The sequence below is a fragment of the Pseudomonas sp. genome (genome assembly GCF_050739775.1).
Taxonomy (GTDB): Bacteria; Pseudomonadota; Gammaproteobacteria; order Pseudomonadales; family Pseudomonadaceae; genus Aquipseudomonas.
Genome location: NZ_JBOICA010000025.1, coordinates 17,759 through 36,902, shown reverse-complemented (window position 1 = coordinate 36,902; position 19,144 = coordinate 17,759). Strand labels below are relative to the sequence as shown.

General features: G+C 61.4%; 21 protein-coding genes. 8 read left to right on the top strand and 13 right to left on the bottom strand.

Translation table 11 applies throughout. The annotated features are described in order from the left end of the window. The first annotated feature begins 151 nt into the window (after positions 1-151). Together ACRESH_RS14665 and ACRESH_RS14660 are read left to right on the top strand one after the other, a co-directional pair. On the top strand, positions 152-1,048 hold the full coding sequence (locus ACRESH_RS14665; protein ID WP_431742682.1) for a response regulator: 897 nt from the start codon (positions 152-154) through the stop codon (positions 1,046-1,048). Between the two features lie 136 nt (positions 1,049-1,184). Beyond that, positions 1,185-2,081, top strand: coding sequence for a peptidoglycan DD-metalloendopeptidase family protein (locus ACRESH_RS14660; RefSeq protein WP_431742681.1), 897 nt, complete (start codon positions 1,185-1,187; stop codon positions 2,079-2,081). A gap of 6 nt (positions 2,082-2,087) precedes the next feature. On the opposite strand, the gene ACRESH_RS14655 is transcribed toward ACRESH_RS14660, so the two are convergent. The 3 genes from ACRESH_RS14655 to phoB form a co-directional block, all read right to left on the bottom strand. After that, positions 2,088-3,428 (bottom strand): hemolysin family protein, encoded by a 1,341-nt coding sequence (locus ACRESH_RS14655; RefSeq protein ID WP_431742680.1) that lies wholly within the window; start codon positions 3,426-3,428, stop codon positions 2,088-2,090. A gap of 114 nt (positions 3,429-3,542) precedes the next feature. Next, positions 3,543-4,853, bottom strand: coding sequence for a phosphate regulon sensor histidine kinase PhoR (gene phoR / locus ACRESH_RS14650; protein WP_431742679.1), 1,311 nt, complete (start codon positions 4,851-4,853; stop codon positions 3,543-3,545). 42 nt (positions 4,854-4,895) lie between these two features. Beyond that, positions 4,896-5,585, bottom strand: coding sequence for a phosphate regulon transcriptional regulator PhoB (phoB, locus tag ACRESH_RS14645; RefSeq protein ID WP_010225936.1), 690 nt, complete (start codon positions 5,583-5,585; stop codon positions 4,896-4,898). Between the two features lie 145 nt (positions 5,586-5,730). Here phoB and ACRESH_RS14640 point away from each other — a divergent pair, with 145 nt between their 5' ends. Continuing rightward, on the top strand, positions 5,731-6,102 hold the full coding sequence (locus ACRESH_RS14640) for a COG4315 family predicted lipoprotein (RefSeq protein WP_431742678.1): 372 nt from the start codon (positions 5,731-5,733) through the stop codon (positions 6,100-6,102). A gap of 75 nt (positions 6,103-6,177) precedes the next feature. Here the strand turns inward: ACRESH_RS14640 and ubiA are convergent, their stop codons facing one another. Both ubiA and ACRESH_RS14630 read right to left on the bottom strand, forming a co-directional pair. After that, on the bottom strand, positions 6,178-7,065 hold the full coding sequence (gene ubiA / locus ACRESH_RS14635; RefSeq protein ID WP_431742677.1) for a 4-hydroxybenzoate octaprenyltransferase: 888 nt from the start codon (positions 7,063-7,065) through the stop codon (positions 6,178-6,180). Further along, the gene (locus ACRESH_RS14630) at positions 7,065-7,628 is read right to left on the bottom strand and encodes a chorismate--pyruvate lyase family protein (protein WP_431742676.1); all 564 of its coding nucleotides are present in this window, start codon (positions 7,626-7,628) and stop codon (positions 7,065-7,067) included. Before ACRESH_RS14630 ends, ubiA begins: the two co-directional genes overlap by 1 nt. Positions 7,629-7,796: 168 nt before the next feature. Here ACRESH_RS14630 and ACRESH_RS14625 point away from each other — a divergent pair, with 168 nt between their 5' ends. The 4 genes from ACRESH_RS14625 (at position 7,797) to ACRESH_RS14610 (ending at position 10,189) form a co-directional block, all read left to right on the top strand. Beyond that, on the top strand, positions 7,797-7,964 hold the full coding sequence (locus ACRESH_RS14625) for a rubredoxin (RefSeq protein ID WP_431742675.1): 168 nt from the start codon (positions 7,797-7,799) through the stop codon (positions 7,962-7,964). Positions 7,965-7,997: 33 nt separating this feature from the next. Further along, positions 7,998-9,146, top strand: a complete 1,149-nt coding sequence (locus tag ACRESH_RS14620; RefSeq protein ID WP_431742674.1) for an NAD(P)/FAD-dependent oxidoreductase — start codon at positions 7,998-8,000, stop codon at positions 9,144-9,146. Positions 9,147-9,333: 187 nt separating this feature from the next. Then, a complete protein-coding gene (locus tag ACRESH_RS14615) occupies positions 9,334-9,609 on the top strand; it encodes an HU family DNA-binding protein (RefSeq protein ID WP_003213368.1) in 276 nt (91 codons plus the stop codon). 205 nt (positions 9,610-9,814) lie between these two features. Further along, positions 9,815-10,189, top strand: a complete 375-nt coding sequence (locus ACRESH_RS14610) for a helicase (protein WP_431742673.1) — start codon at positions 9,815-9,817, stop codon at positions 10,187-10,189. A 22-nt stretch (positions 10,190-10,211) separates the two neighbouring features. Here the strand turns inward: ACRESH_RS14610 and ACRESH_RS14605 are convergent, their stop codons facing one another. The 6 genes from ACRESH_RS14605 to exbB all read right to left on the bottom strand — a co-directional run bounded on the left by ACRESH_RS14605 (position 10,212) and on the right by exbB (position 16,906). After that, positions 10,212-11,612, bottom strand: coding sequence for an HDOD domain-containing protein (locus ACRESH_RS14605; protein ID WP_431742672.1), 1,401 nt, complete (start codon positions 11,610-11,612; stop codon positions 10,212-10,214). A gap of 78 nt (positions 11,613-11,690) precedes the next feature. Further along, positions 11,691-13,766, bottom strand: coding sequence for an ATP-dependent DNA helicase RecG (recG, locus tag ACRESH_RS14600; RefSeq protein ID WP_431742671.1), 2,076 nt, complete (start codon positions 13,764-13,766; stop codon positions 11,691-11,693). Between the two features lie 9 nt (positions 13,767-13,775). Beyond that, positions 13,776-14,696 carry a LysR substrate-binding domain-containing protein gene (locus tag ACRESH_RS14595; RefSeq protein WP_431742670.1) on the bottom strand — a complete coding sequence of 307 codons (921 nt, stop codon included), beginning with the start codon at positions 14,694-14,696 and terminating at the stop codon, positions 13,776-13,778. A gap of 93 nt (positions 14,697-14,789) precedes the next feature. Then, complete coding sequence (locus tag ACRESH_RS14590) at positions 14,790-15,527, bottom strand: TonB family protein (protein ID WP_431742669.1); 738 nt, start codon at positions 15,525-15,527, stop codon at positions 14,790-14,792. Next, entirely contained in the window at positions 15,524-15,949 is a 426-nt protein-coding gene (gene exbD, locus ACRESH_RS14585; RefSeq protein WP_431742668.1) for a TonB system transport protein ExbD, read from the bottom strand. The genes ACRESH_RS14590 and exbD overlap by 4 nt, the downstream gene beginning before the upstream one ends. A 3-nt stretch (positions 15,950-15,952) precedes the next feature. Further along, the gene (gene exbB / locus ACRESH_RS14580) at positions 15,953-16,906 is read right to left on the bottom strand and encodes a tonB-system energizer ExbB (protein WP_431742667.1); all 954 of its coding nucleotides are present in this window, start codon (positions 16,904-16,906) and stop codon (positions 15,953-15,955) included. A gap of 196 nt (positions 16,907-17,102) precedes the next feature. On the opposite strand from exbB, the gene ACRESH_RS14575 reads away from it, so the two are divergent. Continuing rightward, positions 17,103-17,960: an SDR family oxidoreductase gene (locus ACRESH_RS14575; RefSeq protein WP_431742666.1), complete on the top strand. Its 858-nt coding sequence runs from the start codon at positions 17,103-17,105 to the stop codon at positions 17,958-17,960. A gap of 9 nt (positions 17,961-17,969) precedes the next feature. On the opposite strand, the gene ACRESH_RS14570 is transcribed toward ACRESH_RS14575, so the two are convergent. Both ACRESH_RS14570 and ACRESH_RS14565 read right to left on the bottom strand, forming a co-directional pair. Continuing rightward, positions 17,970-18,704 (bottom strand): hypothetical protein, encoded by a 735-nt coding sequence (locus tag ACRESH_RS14570; protein WP_431742665.1) that lies wholly within the window; start codon positions 18,702-18,704, stop codon positions 17,970-17,972. Between the two features lie 58 nt (positions 18,705-18,762). After that, complete coding sequence (locus tag ACRESH_RS14565) at positions 18,763-19,143, bottom strand: RidA family protein (protein ID WP_431742664.1); 381 nt, start codon at positions 19,141-19,143, stop codon at positions 18,763-18,765. Position 19,144 lies beyond the last annotated feature (1 nt).

Below are 19,144 nucleotides of genomic sequence, written 5' to 3'. Positions count from 1 at the left end.
GAATGAACGCCCGGCCCTGGCCGGGCGTTTTCGTTTGCGGTCGAGCACCTCAAGGCAGCCGCGAACGAAACCACGAGTCCCGGCGTGAGCCAATATTTGGCAAATGGCCATCAGTCAGCGTTATGCTAGTCGGGATGCAATAGGAGTGGCGATGAGTAAAGTCAGTGTGTTGGTTGTGGATGATGCGCCGTTCATTCGCGACCTGGTGAAGAAGTGTCTGCGCAATTATTTCCCGGGAATTGTCATCGAAGACGCGGTCAATGGTCGCAAGGCCCAGGCGTTGCTGTCCCGCGAAGCCTTCGACCTGGTCCTGTGCGATTGGGAAATGCCGGAAATGTCCGGGCTGGAACTGCTGACCTGGTGCCGCCAGCAAGAGTCGATGAAAACCTTGCCGTTCATCATGGTAACCAGCCGTGGCGACAAGGAAAACGTGGTCCAGGCAATCCAGGCGGGTGTTTCCGATTTCGTCGGCAAGCCGTTCACCAATGAGCAACTGCTTACCAAGGTGAAGAAGGCCCTGACCAAGGTCGGCAAACTCGATACCTTGCTGGCCAGCGCTCCGACGCGTGCCACTTCGGCCTTTGCCAACGACTCGCTGAGCGCCTTGACCGGCGGTCGTGCCGAAACGGTTAAAGCAGCAGCGCCGGCTGCCCCGGTTGCGGCGGCCAAGCCGCTGGTCAATGCGCCCAAGCCTGCCGCTGCCGCACCTGCCGGTCGTGGCCAGGGGCAGTTGCGTCTGCCAAGCGGTGTGCAGCCTTGCGTGATCAAGGCCCTGAGCCTCAAGGAGGCGTTGCTGGTGGTGCGCCGTGGCGAAACCCTGCCACAGGTGCTCGAAGGCGCTGTGCTCGACCTTGAGCAGGGTGAGAACGCCGAAGTCGCCCGGCTCAATGGTTACCTGCATGCGGTTGCGGCGCTGGAACCCAAGCCAGACAGCGATTGGTTGCAGCTGACCTTCAAGTTCGTTGATCAGGATGCACAGAAGCTGGATTACCTGTCGCGGCTGATTGCTCGTGGGACGGCACAGAAGCACTTCGTGCCTGGGGCCTGATCGGCCCCATCGCCGGCAACGCCGGCGATGGGTGCACCGCTCGTCTCTTGGCACACTGCTGAAACACTCCCCCGGACCCCCGCCAAAATCTGCTGCTAGGCTTTGACAGACCTTAACTGTCAAAAAGCCACTATTCATGCCTGCACGTTCGCTGCTGTTCTGCGCCTTGCTTATGGCTTGCGGCCCGACGCTGGCCATGACCCTCTACAAAAGCACCGATGCTTACGGCGTGGTCTCGTATTCTGATCGCCCAATGCCCGGCGCACAGGCCTTTGTCTTTCGTGATCGGATGGTCGAACAGCTGCAAGACCAGGTGCAGTTGCAAGCCAGCAGGTTCGCCACGGGCGTGCGCTTCAGTGCGCGCAACGACACCTATGCGCCGGTGGAGGTGGAGCTGCGCCTGGAGCGCCTGAGCAATGCTCAGGGCGGGGTGTCGCGGATTGTCCGGCGGGTGGTGCCAGCACGCAGCGCTGTGGTACTGACGGTAGTCAGTGTACGGCAACCGGGTAAACCAGTGGGCTATCAGGAGAAGTTCAAGTACGCCCTGGGCAACCCGGCCCAACGTCAGCAGGCGTTTCGCTATCCCGTGCCGTGGCGCGGTGGGCCTTTTCGCCTTACCCAGGGGGTGAACGGCCGTTACAGCCACTTCGGGCCCAAGGGGCGCTACGCCATGGACATCGCCATGCCCGAAGGCACGCCGATCATTGCCTCACGGGCAGGCATGGTGATCAAGACCGAGAACTACCAGAGCGGACGCGGGACGCACCCGGCAGGCAATTTTGTGCGGATTCTGCATGACGACGGCACCATGGGCGTCTATCTGCACCTGATGCGCGGTTCAGTGCTGGTCCGCGAGGGGCAGCGAGTGGTGTACGGGACAGCGCTGGCGAAATCCGGCAATACTGGCAACAGCACCGGCCCGCATCTGCATTTTGTCGTGCAGCGCAACGTCGGGCTGGCGCTGGAGTCGATTCCTTACCAGTTCAACCAGCCTGTCGGGGGGGTACCGAACTTTACCGCCGGTAACCCCTGAGGCGGATCAGTCGAGCTTGAGCACCTTGGCCAGGACGATTTTCGGGCCTTTCATCTTCTTGATGATGATGCGCAGGCCTTCGACTTCCAGCAGCTCTTCTTCTTCCGGTACCCGCTTGAGGGTCTCGTAGACCAGGCCGGCGAGGGTTTCTGCCTCGATATGGTCCAGGTCCACGCCGAGCAGGCGCTCGACCTTGAACAGCGGCGTGTCGCCACGTACCAGCAGCTTGCCTGGCTGGTAGGCGAGGATCCCGCGTTCGGCCTTGCGGTGTTCGTCCTGGATGTCACCGACCAGTACTTCCAGCACGTCTTCCATGGTCAGGTAGCCAATGACCTTGCCATCGGCTTCTTCGACCAGGGCGAAGTGCGCGCCGCCTTTGCGGAACTCTTCCAGCAGGTGGGCCAGAGGCATGTGCCGGGATACGCGCTCCAGCGGCCGGGTCAATTCGGCAAGGTTGAACGACTCGGGGATATGGTCCAGGTCGGCCAGTTCCAGCAGCAGGTCCTTGATGTGCAGCAGGCCGATGAACTCACCGCTCTCGGCATCAAGCACTGGGTAGCGGCTGAATTTGTGCCGGCGGAACATCGCGAGGATTTCCTTGAGTGGCGCATGGGCGTCCAGGTAGACCATGTCTTCGCGGGAGTTGGCCCAGTCGACCACTTCCAGTTCGCCCATTTCCACTGCCGACGCCAGCACGCGCATTCCTTGGTCGCTGGGGTTCTGACCCCGGCTGGAGTGCAGGATCAGCTTCAACTCGTCGCGGCTGTAATGGTGCTCGTGGTGCGGACCGGGTTCACCCTGGCCGGCAATACGCAGAATAGCGTTGGCGCTGGCGTTGAGCAGGTAGATGGCCGGGTACATCAGCCAGTAGAACAAATACAGCGGCACCGCGGTCCACAGTGACAGCAGTTCGGGTTTGCGGATCGCCCAGGACTTGGGCGCCAGCTCACCAACCACGATGTGCAGGTAGGAAATCACGAAGAAGGCGCTGAAGAACGACACCGCCTTGATCACTTCCGGCGACTCTACGCCGATTGCGCTCAGCAGGGGTTCAAGCAAGTGTGCGAAGGCCGGTTCACCGACCCAGCCCAGGCCTAGGGAAGCCAGGGTGATACCCAGCTGGCAGGCCGAAAGGTAGGCGTCCAGCTGGTTGTGTACGGTGCGCAGGATCTGCCCACGCCAGCCATGCTGCTTGGCAATCGACTCGACTTTGGTCGAGCGCAATTTGACCATGGCGAACTCGGCAGCAACGAAAAAGCCGTTGAGCAGAACCAGCAGCAGAGCAAAAAGAATCATGCCGAAATCGGCGAAAAGTGAGGCGAAACTAAAACCAGGGGAAGGGTCCATGATGGGGTTTTACGGGGTCCGTCATTTGAAAAAAGAGAGAAGTGCTGTGCCAGCATTCGCTGGCACCAGTGCGCCAATGTAGCGGGTGAGGGCGCGATTGCCTAGGGCAAGCTCTCAGGAGGCCATGCGCTGGGCAATCTGGATGGGGGCGAAATGGCAGGTAAAGGTGCTGCCATGGCCGGGTACGCTGCTAATCTCCAGGCGTGCGCGGTGACGCAACAGTACATGCTTGACGATCGCCAGGCCAAGGCCGGTGCCGCCGGTGTTGGACGCGCGGCTGGAGTCGACCCGGTAGAAGCGTTCAGTCAGGCGTGGCAAATGTTTGGCGTCGATACCTATCCCGGAGTCCTGTACGCTCAGGTGCGCGCCCTGTTCGTCGCTCCACCAGCGAATGCGGATCTGCCCTTCGTTCTGGGTGTACTTGACTGCGTTGAAGATCAGGTTGGAGAACGCACTGCGCAGCTCCGCCTCGCTGCCCTTGAGGTAAATGCCAGGCGCGGTTTCCAGGCTGATTTTCTGGTTACGCTGGCCGGACAAGGCCTGGGCATCGCTCTTGATTGATTGCAGCAAGGCTTCAACAGCCACCGGCTGGTTGTCCGAGGGGTAATCGGTGGCTTCCAGCTTGGCCAGTAGCAGCAGGTCATTGAGCAGGGTCTGCATGCGTACGCCTTGTTGCTGCATCTGCTGTAAAGCCCGGACCCAGCGGGGGTTCACGTCCTCGACGTTGTCGAGCAAGGTTTCCAGGTAGCCGGCGATCACCGTCAGCGGCGTGCGCAGTTCGTGCGATACGTTGGCAACGAAATCCTTGCGCATCTGTTCGAGCTGATGGATGCGGGTGACGTCGCGTACCAGCATCAAATGCTCGTTGTTGCCGTAGCGGGTGATATGCAGCTGCACGCGCAGGCGGTCGTTGATCGGCGAAGGGATTTCCAGCGGTTCGAAGTAGTTCTCCTGTTCGAAGTACTCCTTGAAACGCGGGTGGCGAACCAGGTTGGTCACTGGCTGACCACTGTCCTGTGGGGTTTTCAGGCCCAGCAGGGTTTCGGCAGCGCGGTTCCACCATTCCAGATTGCCGTCGCTGTCGAGCATGATCACTGCGTCCTTGAGCGCAGCGGTCGACTCTTGCACACGGTCGATCACTGCCTGCAGACGGCCGCGCACGCGCTGGTCGCGGCGTTGCAGGTGATAGATGCTGTCAAATACCTCACCCCACAGGCCATAACCATCGGGTGGCGCTTCATCGGTTTTGTGCAGACGCAGCCACTCATGCAAGCGCAGCAATTGCTTGAGGGTCCAGCCCAGGTAGAGCGCCAGGCCCAAGGCCAGACTCCAGCCGTAATGGCCGCTGATCAGGCCGACCAGCAGGCAGGCGGTGATCAACAGCAGCATGTGGCGAATCAGGGTGCCATGCCAGTTCTGGTTCAATTAACGAAGCGTCCTTTCCAATACCTTGGCCTGAAAATCGGTTCAGCTCTTGGTTGAGAAGCGATAACCGGTGCCGCGTACGGTTTGTACCAGATTTTCGTAGGCATCACCCAGCGCCTTGCGCAGGCGGCGGATGTGCACATCGACAGTGCGCTCTTCGACATAGACGTTGCCGCCCCAGACCTGATCGAGCAACTGGCCGCGGGTGTAGGCACGCTCCTGGTGGGTCATGAAGAACTGCAGCAGGCGGTATTCGGTCGGGCCCATTTCGGCCGGCTTGCCATCAATGGTCACCCGGTGGCTGATCGGATCGAGTAGCAGTCCACCGACTTCGATCGGCGCTTCGCCATCGCTTGGGCCCGCGCGGCGCAGCACAGCCTTGAGCCGGGCTACCAGCTCGCGAGGCGAGAACGGTTTGGTGATGTAGTCATCGGCACCGACTTCAAGACCCTGGATCTTGTTGTCTTCCTCACCTTTGGCGGTGAGCATGATGATCGGGATATCGCCGGTCAGCTCGTCGCGCTTCAGGCGGCGGGCCAGTTCGATGCCCGAGGTGCCCGGGAGCATCCAGTCGAGCAGGATCAGGTCCGGTTTGCGATCGACGATGATGGCGTGGGCCTGCTGGGAGTTTTCTGCCTCCAGGCAGTCATAGCCGGCCATTTCCAAGGCAACGGCGATCATCTCGCGGATTGGCGCTTCGTCGTCAACGATCAGAATGTTTCTGCCAACCATGTTCAAACCTCTTCCCGTTCAGGTGTCTTGGCCCGCATTAGATAACGGAATTATTGCAGTCGTGTGACAAGTCGTGGAGGCTTCAGCAACATTCTGTTACTGGGCTAGGCTTAAATTCCCTCTCCCGAGAAACACGGTGGATCCAATGACACGACATACGCTGAACTGGATGGCGCTTTTCGCTGCGGTGGCACTGGCGTTGCCAGGGATTGCGTCGGCTCATCATGCCATGATGAAAGACGGTGTGATGGTCGAGCATGCTGGCATGACGCTCTACACCTTTGACAAGGATTCGGGCGGCAGGTCCATGTGCAACGATGAGTGTGCCAAGAACTGGCCGCCGTTGACGGTCAAAGACGGCGACATGGCCGAAGAGGGCTGGACACAGATCAAGCGCGACGACGGTTCAATGCAATGGGCCTACAAAGGTAAACCGGTGTACACCTTCATCAAGGACAAGAAAGCCGGTGACATGACCGGCGACGGCATGAAGGATGTCTGGCACGTGATCAAATAGTAGTGACTTCATCGCGGGGTAAGCCCGCTCCCACAGACACACAGTGCAGTGGGAGCGGGCTTGCCCCGTGATGGGTCAGAAGCTGTAATCCAGTACAATTCCCACAAATACCAGCAACCCGGCCCAGTGGTTGTGCAGGAAGGCCTTGAAGCAAGACTCGCGGTCCAGCTTGCGGGTCGACCAGAACTCCCAGACAAAGCACAGCAAGGCAGCCACCAGTCCGAAGTGGAACCAGCCACCCAGCTCGAAACGGTTGCCGGCCAGCAGCAGGCAGCCCAGCGACAGCACCTGCAAGGTCAGGATAATGACTCGGTCGGCTTCACCGAACAGGATTGCCGTGGACTTGACCCCGATCTTCAGATCGTCGTCGCGATCGACCATGGCGTAGTAGGTGTCATAGCCCACAGTCCACAGCAGGTTGGCGATATACAGCAGCCAGGCGATGGCTGGCAACTCACCATTGGCTGCGGTGAAGGCCATGGGAATGCCCCACGAGTAGGCCGCTCCGAGTACCACTTGCGGGTAGTAGGTGTAGCGTTTCATGAACGGGTAACAAGCCGCCAGCGCCACCGCCCCGAATGATAGCCACACCGTGGTGGCGTTGGTGCACAACACCAACAGAAAACTCACGCCGACCAGTACGGCAAACAGCACCAGCGCCTCGCGGGCATTAATTCTGCCGGCGGCCAGCGGGCGATCGGCGGTGCGTTTGACGTGGCCGTCGACCTTGCGGTCGGCGAAGTCGTTAATGGCGCAGCCGGCCGCGCGCATCAGCACCACACCGAGGGTGAAAATCAGCACATTGGCCAAGGTCGGCGCGCCGTTGGCGGCGATCCACACCGCCGAGAGCGTTGGCCACAGCAGCAGGTAGATGCCGATCGGCCGGTCCATCCGGCTCAGCTGGATGAAGTCCCAGGCCCGCGGGTGCAGACGATTGAGCGACTTGAGCAGCTGCAGGTACATCAGCGGATCTCCCTGGCAATCCCAGCGGCCTGCCACAGCGACGGCAGGAAAACTTCGGCAACCAATACGCTCAGTGCGGCGCGGTCAAAGCGCGAGCGACGCCCCCAGAGCTTGTCGCCGGCGTCTACCGCCGGCAACCAGGCCTTGGGGTAATGACAGACTTCAATGGCCCGGCGAGTAAAGGCCTGGTCGCAGAACAACAGCTCGCCCAGCGAGCGACTGCCCAGTGTCTCCATGTCCAACCCGCCATTTTCCAGGGCACTGCGCGCTGCCACACTGCGGGCAAAGACCCAGGCCTGGCCATGTCCACGCAAGTACACTTCGCGTACCCAGCCTTGGCTGCCAGACGGCAGATCCAGTGCCTGGCATTCGTCGTCACGCAGCGGCTGCCAGCCCTCGTAAAGGGGTGTAACAGAAAAGTGATCGGCGGATAATTGGCTCAGGCGACGGGTCAATGATCCTTGATCGAACAACCAGTCAAGGAGCGCAGGCGTTGTGTTGTCTGCTACCTGAGAGTACTGCAACCATTCTGCAGCGGGCGCTTGCGATGTTTCGTACGGCACGATGGTATGGAATAACAGGCCAAAGAGACCGCGAGCTTAGCATGATTGCCCGATCCGGCTTGCATGCTGGCACCTGGCTCCAGTACAAAGCCCCTCCTTGGAGGGCCGGCACTGTAATTATTCCTGGAGCGGCCACTCCAATGCCTGGATTTGTTGAGGAAGTGAGTGATGAAAAAGTGGCAGTGTATTGTTTGCGGCCTGATCTACGACGAGGCCGAGGGTTGGCCGGATGATGGCATCGCCCCAGGCACCCGTTGGGAAGATGTTCCGGCAGACTGGCTGTGCCCGGACTGCGGTGTGGGCAAGACGGATTTCGAAATGATCGCCATCGGCTGATCAGTATTTAACCAGGATGCAAGGGAACATGGCATGACGGCACCAGTGGTAATTGTCGGTACAGGGTTGGCGGGTTACAACCTGGCCCGCGAATTTCGCAAGCTCGATGGCGATACACCGTTGCTGTTGATTACCGCTGACGACGGCCGTTCCTATTCCAAGCCGATGTTGTCCACCGGCTTTGCCAAGAACAAGGATGCCGACGGCCTGAGCATGGCCGAGCCCGGTGCCATGGCCGAGCAGCTCAAGGCTGAAGTGCGCACCCACACGCGCATCAGTGGCATCGATCCGGGCCACAAGCGCCTGTGGATCGGTGAAGAGCAGGTGGCCTATCGTGACCTGATCCTGGCCTGGGGTGCGCAAACCGTGCAGGTGCCGGTGGAGGGCGATGCCGGTGGGGCGATCTTCCCGATCAACGACCTGGAGGATTACGCCCGCTTCCGTGTCGCCGCTGCGGACAAGCAGCGGGTATTGATCCTCGGCGCCGGGCTGATCGGCTGTGAATTCGCCAACGATATGAGCCTGGGTGGTTTCCAGGTCGAGTTGGTGGCGCCGTGCGAACAAATCATGCCGACCCTGCTGCACTCGGCTGCCGCTGCCGCCGTGCAAACCGGCCTGGAGGGGCTTGGCGTACGCTTTCATCTGGGGCCGGTTCTGACCCGTCTGCAGCGGGTTGCCGAAGGGCTGGAAGCGCACCTGTCCGATGGCACGGTGATTCCTTGCGATCTGGTGGTTTCGGCGGTTGGCCTGCGTCCACGCATCGACCTGGCCTCCGCTGCCGGCTTGCAGGTGAACCGCGGTGTGGTGGTCGACCGGCAACTGCGTACATCGCATGCCAATATCTACGCCCTTGGCGACTGCGCTGAGGTCGACGGTCTCAGCCTGCTCTATGTCATGCCGTTGATGAGCTGCGCGCGTGCCCTGGCGCAAACGCTGTCGGGCAATGCCACAGCGGTTGCCTACGGCCCTATGCCGATCACAGTGAAAACCCCTGCCTGCCCCCTGGTGGTCTCGCCGCCGCCCCATGGTCGCGAAGGCACATGGCAGGTCGAAGGCCAAGGCATTGACCTCAAGGTGCTCTGCCATGACACCGATGGCAACCTGCTAGGTTACGCCCTGACGGGCTCGGCAGTGATGGAAAAGCTGGCTCTAAATCGGCAACTTCCGGCGCTGATGGCGTAAATAGAGGGCGTTCTGTCGGATTTCCCCTGCTATTGCCTCAACAATGGCCGCCCAGAGACTGGCGCGGCCCCTGACGGCATGCCATCCTCACTCCCGTCTGCCGCAGTTTAGAGCCTGCGGTGCCTTGGGCGCTGTTCTCGAAGAGCAGCACGGCATAACAACAAAAAAACGTCTAAGAGGCTTCACTATGCGCAAACCAGAACTCGCCGCAGCCATCGCTGAAAAGGCCGATCTCACTAAAGAGCAAGCCAATCGCGTGCTCAACGCCGTGCTCGAAGAAATCACCGGCGCCCTGCACCGCAAAGACAGTGTGACGCTGGTCGGATTCGGTACCTTCCTGCAGCGTCATCGCGGCGCCCGCACCGGCAAGAACCCGCAAACCGGCGAGCCAGTCAAAATCAAGGCCAGCAACACCGTTGCCTTCAAGCCAGGCAAATCCCTGAAGGACAGCGTCAATCCGTGATGCCTCGCACAGATTGATCGCATTGAAAAACGGGTACCTGACACGGTGCCCGTTTTTTATTGCCCCACCAGGGGGTGCTGAGCCGAGAATTACTCGGTTACAGAGCAAATTGTCCTGATCTTCGCGAAAAGGGCGGCAAAGTATGGTGTTTTCGTCACGAGACTATAAACTGCTTCGCCAGTCATTTTTTAGCCGAGGCGTGCACATGAAGTTTCGCTTTCTCCTTTGGGCCATGGGGTTGTTGATGGCCAAGGCCAGTCGCAACAACCCGGCGTTCCAGCAACAACTGGCCGACAAGGACCTGGTATTCCAGCTGCAGACTCTCGACGGCAAGGTTGCGCGCCATTTCATCGTCAAGGGCATGCGTATCAGTAGCCAGTCCGGCACTTATCCGCAGCCGGCGTTTGCCATTGCCTTCAAGGATGCAGCCTTCGGCTTTGCCACTTTGCAAGCGAAGAACAAGCAGCTGGCATTCATGCAGGGGATTCAGGACAAGAGCATCCAGATCAAGGGCAATCCGGCGCTGGTGATCTGGTTCCAGGGCCTGATGAAGTACCTGAAACCGAAGAAGAAGGCCTGACCCCAAGGGGCAGGCCATTTGCTCAGTGCTGATTGAATTGCGAGGCCAGCTCGCGCAGCAGCACTTCTGCCTCCAGCACCCTGTTCACCGCATCTTCAGCTTTTTCGCGGCTGATACTCAGGCGCTCCAGCAGCTCGTCGGGGATGGCCTCGACCGGCCCCGAGCCAATGCCGCGGGCCCGCAGCAGACGCACGGCCAGGCACACCAGGTTCGGGAAGGCGGCATGGTCACCCTCGTACTGCGGGTCGTGCTGGAAGCGCAGAGCGCTAGCCAGCTCTTCGGGCATGTCCCAGAAACGCATCAACCAGGCACCGATCTGCTCGCGGCTGATGCCCAACAAGTGCTGCTCGACATAGCTGTGGCACAGGTGCGGGTTGACCTCCAGATGGCGGCAGATCAGCGAGAAGTGCGGCGGGAAGACATGCGCCAGTAGCAGGTAGCCAAAGTTGTGCAGCAAGCCGGCGAGGTAGGTCAGACCGGTTTCCGGACGCTCGGCGCGAGGCATGGCACGGGTCAGGCCCTCGATCACCGCAGCCGTGTAGATCGACTGCTGCCAGTAGGGTGTGGTGTGCTGTGGGTGGTCCTTGGGCAGGCTCAGGGTTTTGCCCAGCGCCAGGCCCAGGGCCAGGTTGATCACCAGGTCGAAGCCCAGCACGCGGACGATGGCGTCCTCCACCGAGCGGATCTTGCCGGGTGAGGCGTAATAGGGCGAGGCAGCCCAGCTGACTACCTGAGCGGCAAGGGCCGGGTCGGTCTCGACCACGCCGGTGATGTCGTCGATGGTGGCGTTGGGGTCGACGCGCAACTTGATGATCTTCTGCGCGGTTTCCGCCAGCGGCGGAATTTCGATGGTATTTTCCAGGCGCTGCTGGATACGCCGGGCAGTGAAGGCCTGGACCGCCTGGGTAATCTCTTCGCGGTCGTCGGTCGGACGGTCGAGGTTCGGCCGGATGCTGCTCAGCGGCTCGCCGAAACTACCGGCGCTGGCCTTGCTCAGCATCTTCTTGAAATCATTACGTTCGATTTCCAGCAGCAGGCCCGCTTCGCCGGAGTGGATCAGCAGCTTTTCAGGCTTGAGCAGGGGCTCTTCATACAGGCAAGGCGAGCTGGTCAGTGCCGGAATGCCGGGCAGGAGCTTCAGGCCATGCTTGTCGAGCATGGTTTTGAGGCGATCCAGGGGCACGGCGGCCAGCGTGCGGCCGGTCAGTTCGGCCAGGCGACTGAGGTCCAGCAGCTGGTTCTGCGGGAACAGCACCATCAGTGCGCCGACCGAGTCGTCGAGCAATACGGCCTGGACCTTGCGTTCGGTCAACAGGTGCGGGTGGTCCAGCACTTCACCATAGGCAATGCCGAGCTTTTCCAGCAACAGCCGGATAACAGACGGAGCGTGGGGGGTTGCGGTGTCCAGGGCAACTTCAGTCATGGTCTGTATCCAGAAATTTTACAATCGCAAGAGTATAACCAGCTTGGACCTTCAGCTGGATCCATTCTGAGACGGGCATCACACCTGTCCATATTGCTGGCCATGCCGTAGCCAGCGCTCCAGCAGCGGGCTGACATGCTCCGGCCAGCGCGTCAGCAGCGCCTGAGCGGCGTCCCGCACGGCAGGCAGCAGATCGGCGTCGCGCATCAGGTCGGCGACCTTGAACTGCAACAGGCCAGTTTGGCGAGTACCAAGCATTTCACCAGGACCGCGCAGTTCCAGGTCTTTCTCGGCAATAATGAAGCCGTCATTGGTTTCACGCATGATCCCCAGGCGCTCACGACCGATCTGCGACAGCGGCGGATGGTAGAGCAGTACACAATGGCTCACCGCACTACCCCGGCCGACCCGTCCGCGTAACTGGTGCAGCTGGGCCAGGCCCAGACGTTCGGGGTTCTCGATGATCATCAAACTGGCGTTGGGTACATCGACCCCGACCTCGATCACCGTGGTCGCCACCAGCAACTGCAGGTGACCTTGTTTGAACTCGGCCATGACTGCGGCCTTTTCAGCGGGCTTCATGCGTCCGTGGATCAAGCCGACACGTAGCTCGCCCAAGGCACTGCCAAGCTCCTCGAAGGTGGTTTCGGCAGCCTGGCAGGTCAGCTCCTCGGACTCTTCGATCAGGGTGCATACCCAATAGGCCTGGCGTCCTTCGGCGCATGCGGCGCGCACCCGTTCGACCACTTCGAAGCGCCGGCTGTCTGCTACCAGTACCGTGTTGACTGGCGTGCGTCCGGGCGGCAGCTCATCGAGGATCGAGGTGTCCAGGTCAGCGTAGGCACTCATCGCCAAGGTACGTGGGATGGGGGTCGCGGTCATGATCAACTGATGCGGGCAGAGTTGGCCGCCCACGCCTTTCTGGCGTAGTGCCAGGCGCTGCTGAACGCCGAAGCGGTGCTGTTCGTCGATGATCGCCAGGGCCAGGTTGTTGAACTTGACCTCCTCCTGGAACAGCGCATGAGTGCCGACCACCATCGGTGTGCCAGCGGCGATCTGCTCCAGGGCGCTGGCGCGGGCCTTGCCCTTGAGCTTGCCGGCCAACCAGGCGACTTCGATGCCCAGCGGCTCCAACCAGCGTTTGAAGGTCACGAAGTGCTGTTCGGCGAGAATCTCGGTGGGTGCCATCAGCGCGACCTGGTAACCGGCCTCCAGCGCCTGCAGGGCGGCAAGGGCAGCAACCACGGTCTTGCCGGCGCCGACGTCACCCTGGACCAGGCGTAGCATCGGCTCCGGCTGGGCGAGGTCGTAGGCAATTTCGTTGCCGACCCGCTGCTGGGCGCCGGTCGGTGCGAAGCCGAGGTTGGCCAGGTACTGCTGGGGCAAACGGCTGGCCTTGGGCAGCACCGGTGCCCGTTGCGCACGCAGGCTTTCGCGTAGGCGCTGCTGGGACAGCTGGTGGGTCAGCAGCTCTTCGAACGCCAGGCGGTGTTGGGCCCAGTGCTGGCCTTCGGCAAGTTCGTCGACGTCGGCATCGGCCGGCGGGTGATGCAGGTAACGGATGGCATCGTCCAGCGGCGCGAGCTGGTAGTCCCGGGCCAGCTCCAGTGGCAGCCAGTCGGGCAGGCTGCGCGGGCCGAGCATGGCCAGGCTCTGCTGGCACAACTGGCGCAGGCGTTGCTGGGTCAGGCCTTCGGTGGTCGGGTAGATCGGTGTCAGGGTCTGCTCCACCGGGGCAGGCTCGTCGCCGGTCAGGGCGCGGTATTCCGGGTGGTAGATCTCCAGGCCCGAGGCGCCGGGACGGGCTTCGCCGTAGCAGCGCAGGTGGGTGCCGCGTTTGAGGCCTTCCTTTTGTGCATTGCTGAAGTGGTAGAAGCGCAGGCTCAGCACGCCGGTGCCGTCGCCCAGGCGCACCAATAGGCTGCGGCGCTTGCCCATGACCACATCAGTACCGCTGACTACGCCTTCGATCACTGCATCCTGGCCAGGTCGCAGGGCACCGATCGGGACCACACGGGTGCGGTCCTGATAGCGCAGGGGCAGGTGGAAAAGCACATCCTGAAGGTTCTCCAGGCCGACCTTGGCGAGTTTCTCGGCCATGGCTTCGCCGACGCCCTTCAATGCAGTCACCGCTACCTGGGACAACTCCGGCATGCTGACTTCCTACGCGCTCACAGGTGGTTTGGCCACCGAGCACAGGCGCACGGAGTCGGCGAGGATCTCGATCGCCTTGGGCCGCGGGAAACTGGCGCGCCAGGCGATCGCCACGGTGCGAAACGGTGCCGGTGGGCTCAACGGGCGCACTTCGATGACCCCAGGGGCGTAGTGATGGCTGTGCACGGCCGACAACGGCAGGATCGACACGCCCAGACCCGACGCCACCATGTGGCGGATGGTCTCCAGCGAGCTGGACTCGACCGTGGTGTGCTTGGCGCCGTCGCTACCCTTGGTCAGGGTTGGACAGGCTTCGAGCACTTGGTCGCGGAAGCAATGGCCTTCACCGAGCAGCAGCAGGCTCTTGTCGTTGAGCAGGCTGGCGTCGATGGTTTGCTTCGTGGTCCAGGGGTGTTCGCTGGGCATCAATACATAGAAGGGCTCATCGTACAGTGGCAGGGTCAGGACATCGGCTTCATTGAACGGCAGGGCGATGATCACTGCGTCCAGCTCACCGTTGCGCAGCTTGTCGCGCAGTATGTGGGTGAAGTTCTCTTCGATGTACAACGGCATCTGTGGGGCGACCCGATGCAGTTGCGGAATCAGGTGCGGGAACAGGTAGGGACCGACCGTGTAGATCGCCCCGACTTTCAGCGGCGCGGTCAGCTGGTTCTTGCCGGCCTGGGCCAGTTCGCGGATACCTTGGGCCTGTTCGAGAACCTTCTGGGCCTGGGCGACAATACCTTCGCCAACCGGGGTCAGGCGTACCGCGCTTTTGCTGCGCTCGAAGATCAGTACACCCAGCTCGTCCTCAAGCTTCTTCACACCGACCGACAGGGTCGGCTGGCTGACATGGCAGCGCTCGGCGGCATGGCCGAAGTGCTGTTCCTGAGCGAGAGTGACGATGTAGCGCAATTCTGTGAGGGTCATAACGTGCGTCCATGAAGTTGCGGCCCCAGCATAGCGGCTGCAATCGATAGACGCACGTTATCAGAGTTGCTTGTTTGTGACAGAAACAATGCGTCAGCGCTTGTCCAGCGAGTAGACGAATGGCGCGATCACCTCGATGCTGCCGTTATTAAGCAATTCCTTGGGCGGCGGTGGCACCGGCTGGGCGCGACGGATCATCTCCAGGGTCGCCCGATCCAGTGCCGCGCTGCCCGAACCACCGGCCAGGGTGTAAGACAGAATCTTGCCCTCGCCATCGACCACGAATCGTAGCCGGTTGATGCCTTCCATGCGCATGCGCCGGGCGTTTTCCGGATAGCGCTTGTACTTGGCCAGGTGGCGCAACAGGTCGCTCTGCCAGGTTGGCAGGGCATTGCTGTTGGTGGCGATGCTCGGTGCCGGCGCTGCGGACTTCTGCGCCGGCGCATTGCTTGGCGGCGTGTCGACCACTTGCTCGTCGGTAGGCTTGTCTTGCGGCGGCTCAGGCTTTTTCTCAGGCTTGGGCGGCTGCGGTTTAGCCTTCGGCTTGACCTGCTTGGCGATGGCGATCTTGGGTTTCGGCGCCTCGGCCAGTTTCGGCAGCGGCAATTCCTCGACCGGCGCTGGTGGTTGTGGCGGGGTCACCACCTTGGGCGGTGGTGGAGGCGCCGGTACGGGCATCGGTGCCATCTCGATCATCATTGCCGCAGGCGGCAATTCGATCGCTTGGGGTACCGACCAATTGAGCGTCAGCAGCACCGCGACGGCATGGATACCCAGCACAATCGCCAGACTACTGCTGTAACGCGCCAGCTTATGCCGCGTCTTGATCATTTCTTGGCTGCCGTCTCAAGCCCGACCAGACCGACTTTCAGGTAACCGGCCGCGCGCAGCGAATTCATGACTTCCATCAGATCGCCGTAATCCACGCCTTTGTCGGCCTGGAAGAAGATCGTGGTGTCCTTGTCGCCCTTGGTCTTGGCGTCGAGTACCGCGCCGAGCTGGTCGCGCTGGACCTGCTCTTCGCCGACGTAGAGGTTCTGGTCGGCCTTGACGCTGAGGAACACCGGCTTCTCCGGCCTCGGCGCCGGTTTGGCGGTCGAGGCTGGCAGGTCGACCTTGATATCGACGGTTGCCAGAGGTGCTGCCACCATGAAGATGATCAGCAGGACCAACATCACGTCGATGAACGGCGTGACGTTGATTTCGTGGTTCTCGGCGAGGTCGTCGCCACCTTCGTTAAGATGCAGGCCCATGGATTACCCCACTTTCACCATGTGAGGTGCAGTGGCGCGATCAGCTGGCTGGTGGTCCAGGTCGCGGCTGACCAGCAGCAGGACTTCTGCCGAGGCGTCCGATACCTGCGCCTTGTAACCGGCGATGGAGCGGGCGAAGACGTTGTAGATGACCACGGCTGGGATCGCTGCAACCAGACCCAGTGCGGTGGCCAGCAAGGCCTCGGCGATACCGGGGGCGACCACGGCCAGGTTGGTGGTCTGGGTCTTGGCGATGCCGATGAAGCTGTTCATGATGCCCCACACGGTGCCGAACAGACCGACGAACGGTGCAGTGGAGCCGATGGTGGCCAGAACGCCGGTGCCGCTGCTCATGTTGCGGCCGCTGGCGGCTACCAGGCGCTCAAGGCGGAAGCTGACGCGTTCCTTGATGCCTTCTTTCTCGCGGGCATTGGCCGACAGGCGCATTTCATCCAGAGCATCGTGGACCAGCAGGTGGGCCAGGGTGCCTTCCTTGTTGGCGCCATCGCTGGCTTCCTTGAGGGTGGTGGACTTTTTCAGCAGGGCGATTTCACCGCGCAGACGACGCTTGGCGCCCATCAGCTCGAAGCCCTTGGCGATCCAGATGGTCCAGGTGATGATCGAGGCGATGGCCAGGCCGATCATGACGATCTTGACCACGATGTCGGCGTTTTTGTACATGCCCCATGGGGACAGGTCGTGGGCCATGCCCAGGCTGGTGTCTTCAACCAGTGCCTGGACTTCTTCGGCTTCGCTGACAGCCTGGCCACCAACGGGCGCAGCAGCTGGAGTGGCAGCCTGTTCGGCGCCTGGTGCTGCAGGGGCTACAGCAGCAGCGGGGGTGGTCGGCTCATCGGCCAGTGCCGCCGGGGCCACGGCCAGGCTGAACATCAGCGCGGCAATGGCGCGCCATACGCGCAGCGTGGTTGGCGAAGCGGAAGGTTGGATACGTGTCATGCTGGCCGGACCTGATGAAGAAGAAAGAGGTGGATGTCCTTCTAGGCCTCGAGACAGGCCGAGAACAAAATTTGGGCGGCCATTATTGCAAGTAATTCTTGTTAGCAGAAGTAATAAAGTTACTTTTTTTCCATCATCGCTAGCCGCCTATCGATTTATTTGGATAGGCTGGGCCTTTGATTTGCGGAGTTTCGGGATGTCTGGGTGTTCTGTTCTGATCGTCGGTTGTGGCGATGTCGGTGGCCGTCTGGCCAAGCAAATGCTGGCTTGCAACTGGCAAGTGAGCGGCCTGCGTCGCAGCGTGGAGCAGTTGCCCGAAGGCGTGACGGGTGTGGCTGCGGACCTGTTCGACACGCAGTGCCCAGACACCTGGCCAGTTGATGCGCCGGACTACCTGGTCTACTGCGCGGCGGCCAGTCAACATGACGAGGCTGGTTATCGAGCTGCCTATGTCGATGGCCTGAAGCATGTCCTGAGCTGGCTGGCCGAACGTGGACAGAAGCCGCGGCGCTTGCTGTTCGTCTCCAGCAGCGGCGTCTATGCCCAGCAGGAAGGCGAGTGGATCGACGAGACGTCGGTAGCCGCGCCGCAAAACTACACCGGTACGGTAATGCTTGAGGCAGAACAGTTGGCCCGGGCCAGCGGCATACCGGCCACCATCGTACGCCTGACCGGTATCTACGGCCCAGGGCGTGAATGGTTGCTCAGCCAGGTGCGTCAGGGTTATCGGGTCACAGAAGAGCCGCCGCTCTACGCCAATCGCATTCATGCCGAGGACGCGGCTGGGCTTCTGGCCTATTTGCTCAAAGCCGATGACCAGGGCAAGGCCCTGGACGATTGTTACATTGGCGTTGACGATGCGCCGGCGCCGTTGTTTGACGTGGTCGCCTGGCTACGCCAGTACATGGGCGTCACCCAGTGGTCGGACCAGGAGCGGGTGCGTCGTACCGGCAGCAAGCGTTGCAGCAATGCCCGTGCCCGGGCACTGGGCTGGGAGCCACAGTACCCAAGCTACAAAGAAGGCTATGCAGCAATCCTTGAAGGGCGTGCCTAATGCATCAGATCAGTCGCGCTCGAGCAGCCACTGACGAGCGCCAGGCTGCAGTTGCGGCTTCTCATCAGGTTGAGCACTGTTGAGGGCCCGCAGAATTTCCAGCTGATCGCCGTCGCGCTTGAAGATCCAAGGCGCGCCTTGCCGATTGCGTTCCAGCCAGAGGCTGTCGTTGGCGCCGCTCATGTCGGCGCAGTCACCGGCCAGACACAGCGCGTAGCGGTCCAGGTTGGGCAGGCCATCGACACTGCCATTGTCGCCAAAGTGCACGCTGCCACCCTGGCCTGGGCCTTCGATGATCTCCCATTCACCACCGAGGTAGGCGCTGTACAGGGCCTGTTCAAACGTGGTGCCGGTGCGAGCGCCCATCGCTGCGGGCGTTCGGGCTTTCTCGAAACTCTGTTGCGTAGCGCGCTGGCTGGTGTTCTGCACCAGCTCGTCACCGTCCAGGACCAGGGTTTCGACGTGGTTGCCAGTGAATTCCACCTGGTATTGTTGCTCGCCGGCCTTGAGCTGGCCTTCGCCGATTTCAAAACCATTGGTGAAGCTGGCTTGTCCGGCGGCGACATTGACCTTCCATTCGAAGTTGGGGCCGTTGTCTTGCAGGGCCTGGCGCAGGCTGACGCCTTTGGCGGCGGTATCGATGGCTTTCTGGTTGATCCAGATGCCGTTGTAGTCTTCAGGTTTGTGGCTAGCGCATCCGCTCAGCAATGCGGCAGCGAGGGTCAGGGCGAGCGCGTGGCGCATGGCGGGGTCCTTTCCGGGGCAGTGCGAGGGCGAGCCGGGCGGCTCGCCGCGCGGGGTATTACTCGAGGACCAGAATCGCGTCCATTTCAACTTGCGAACCGCGTGGCAGAGCGGCCACACCGATGGCGGCGCGCGCGGGGTAAGGCTGTTCGAAGTACTTGCCCATGATCTCGTTGACCTTGGCGAAGTGGCTCAGGTCAGTCAGGAAGATGTTCAGCTTGACGATGTCCTTGAGCGAACCGCCAGCCGCTTGCGCAACAGCCTTGAGGTTTTCGAAGACCTGAACGGTCTGGGCTTCGAAGCCTTCGACCAGTTCCATGGTTTTCGGGTCCAGTGGGATCTGGCCGGACATATACACCGTATTACCGGCCTTGATCGCCTGGGAGTAAGTGCCGATGGCGGCGGGGGCCTTGTCACTGGTGATGACGGTCTTGGTCATG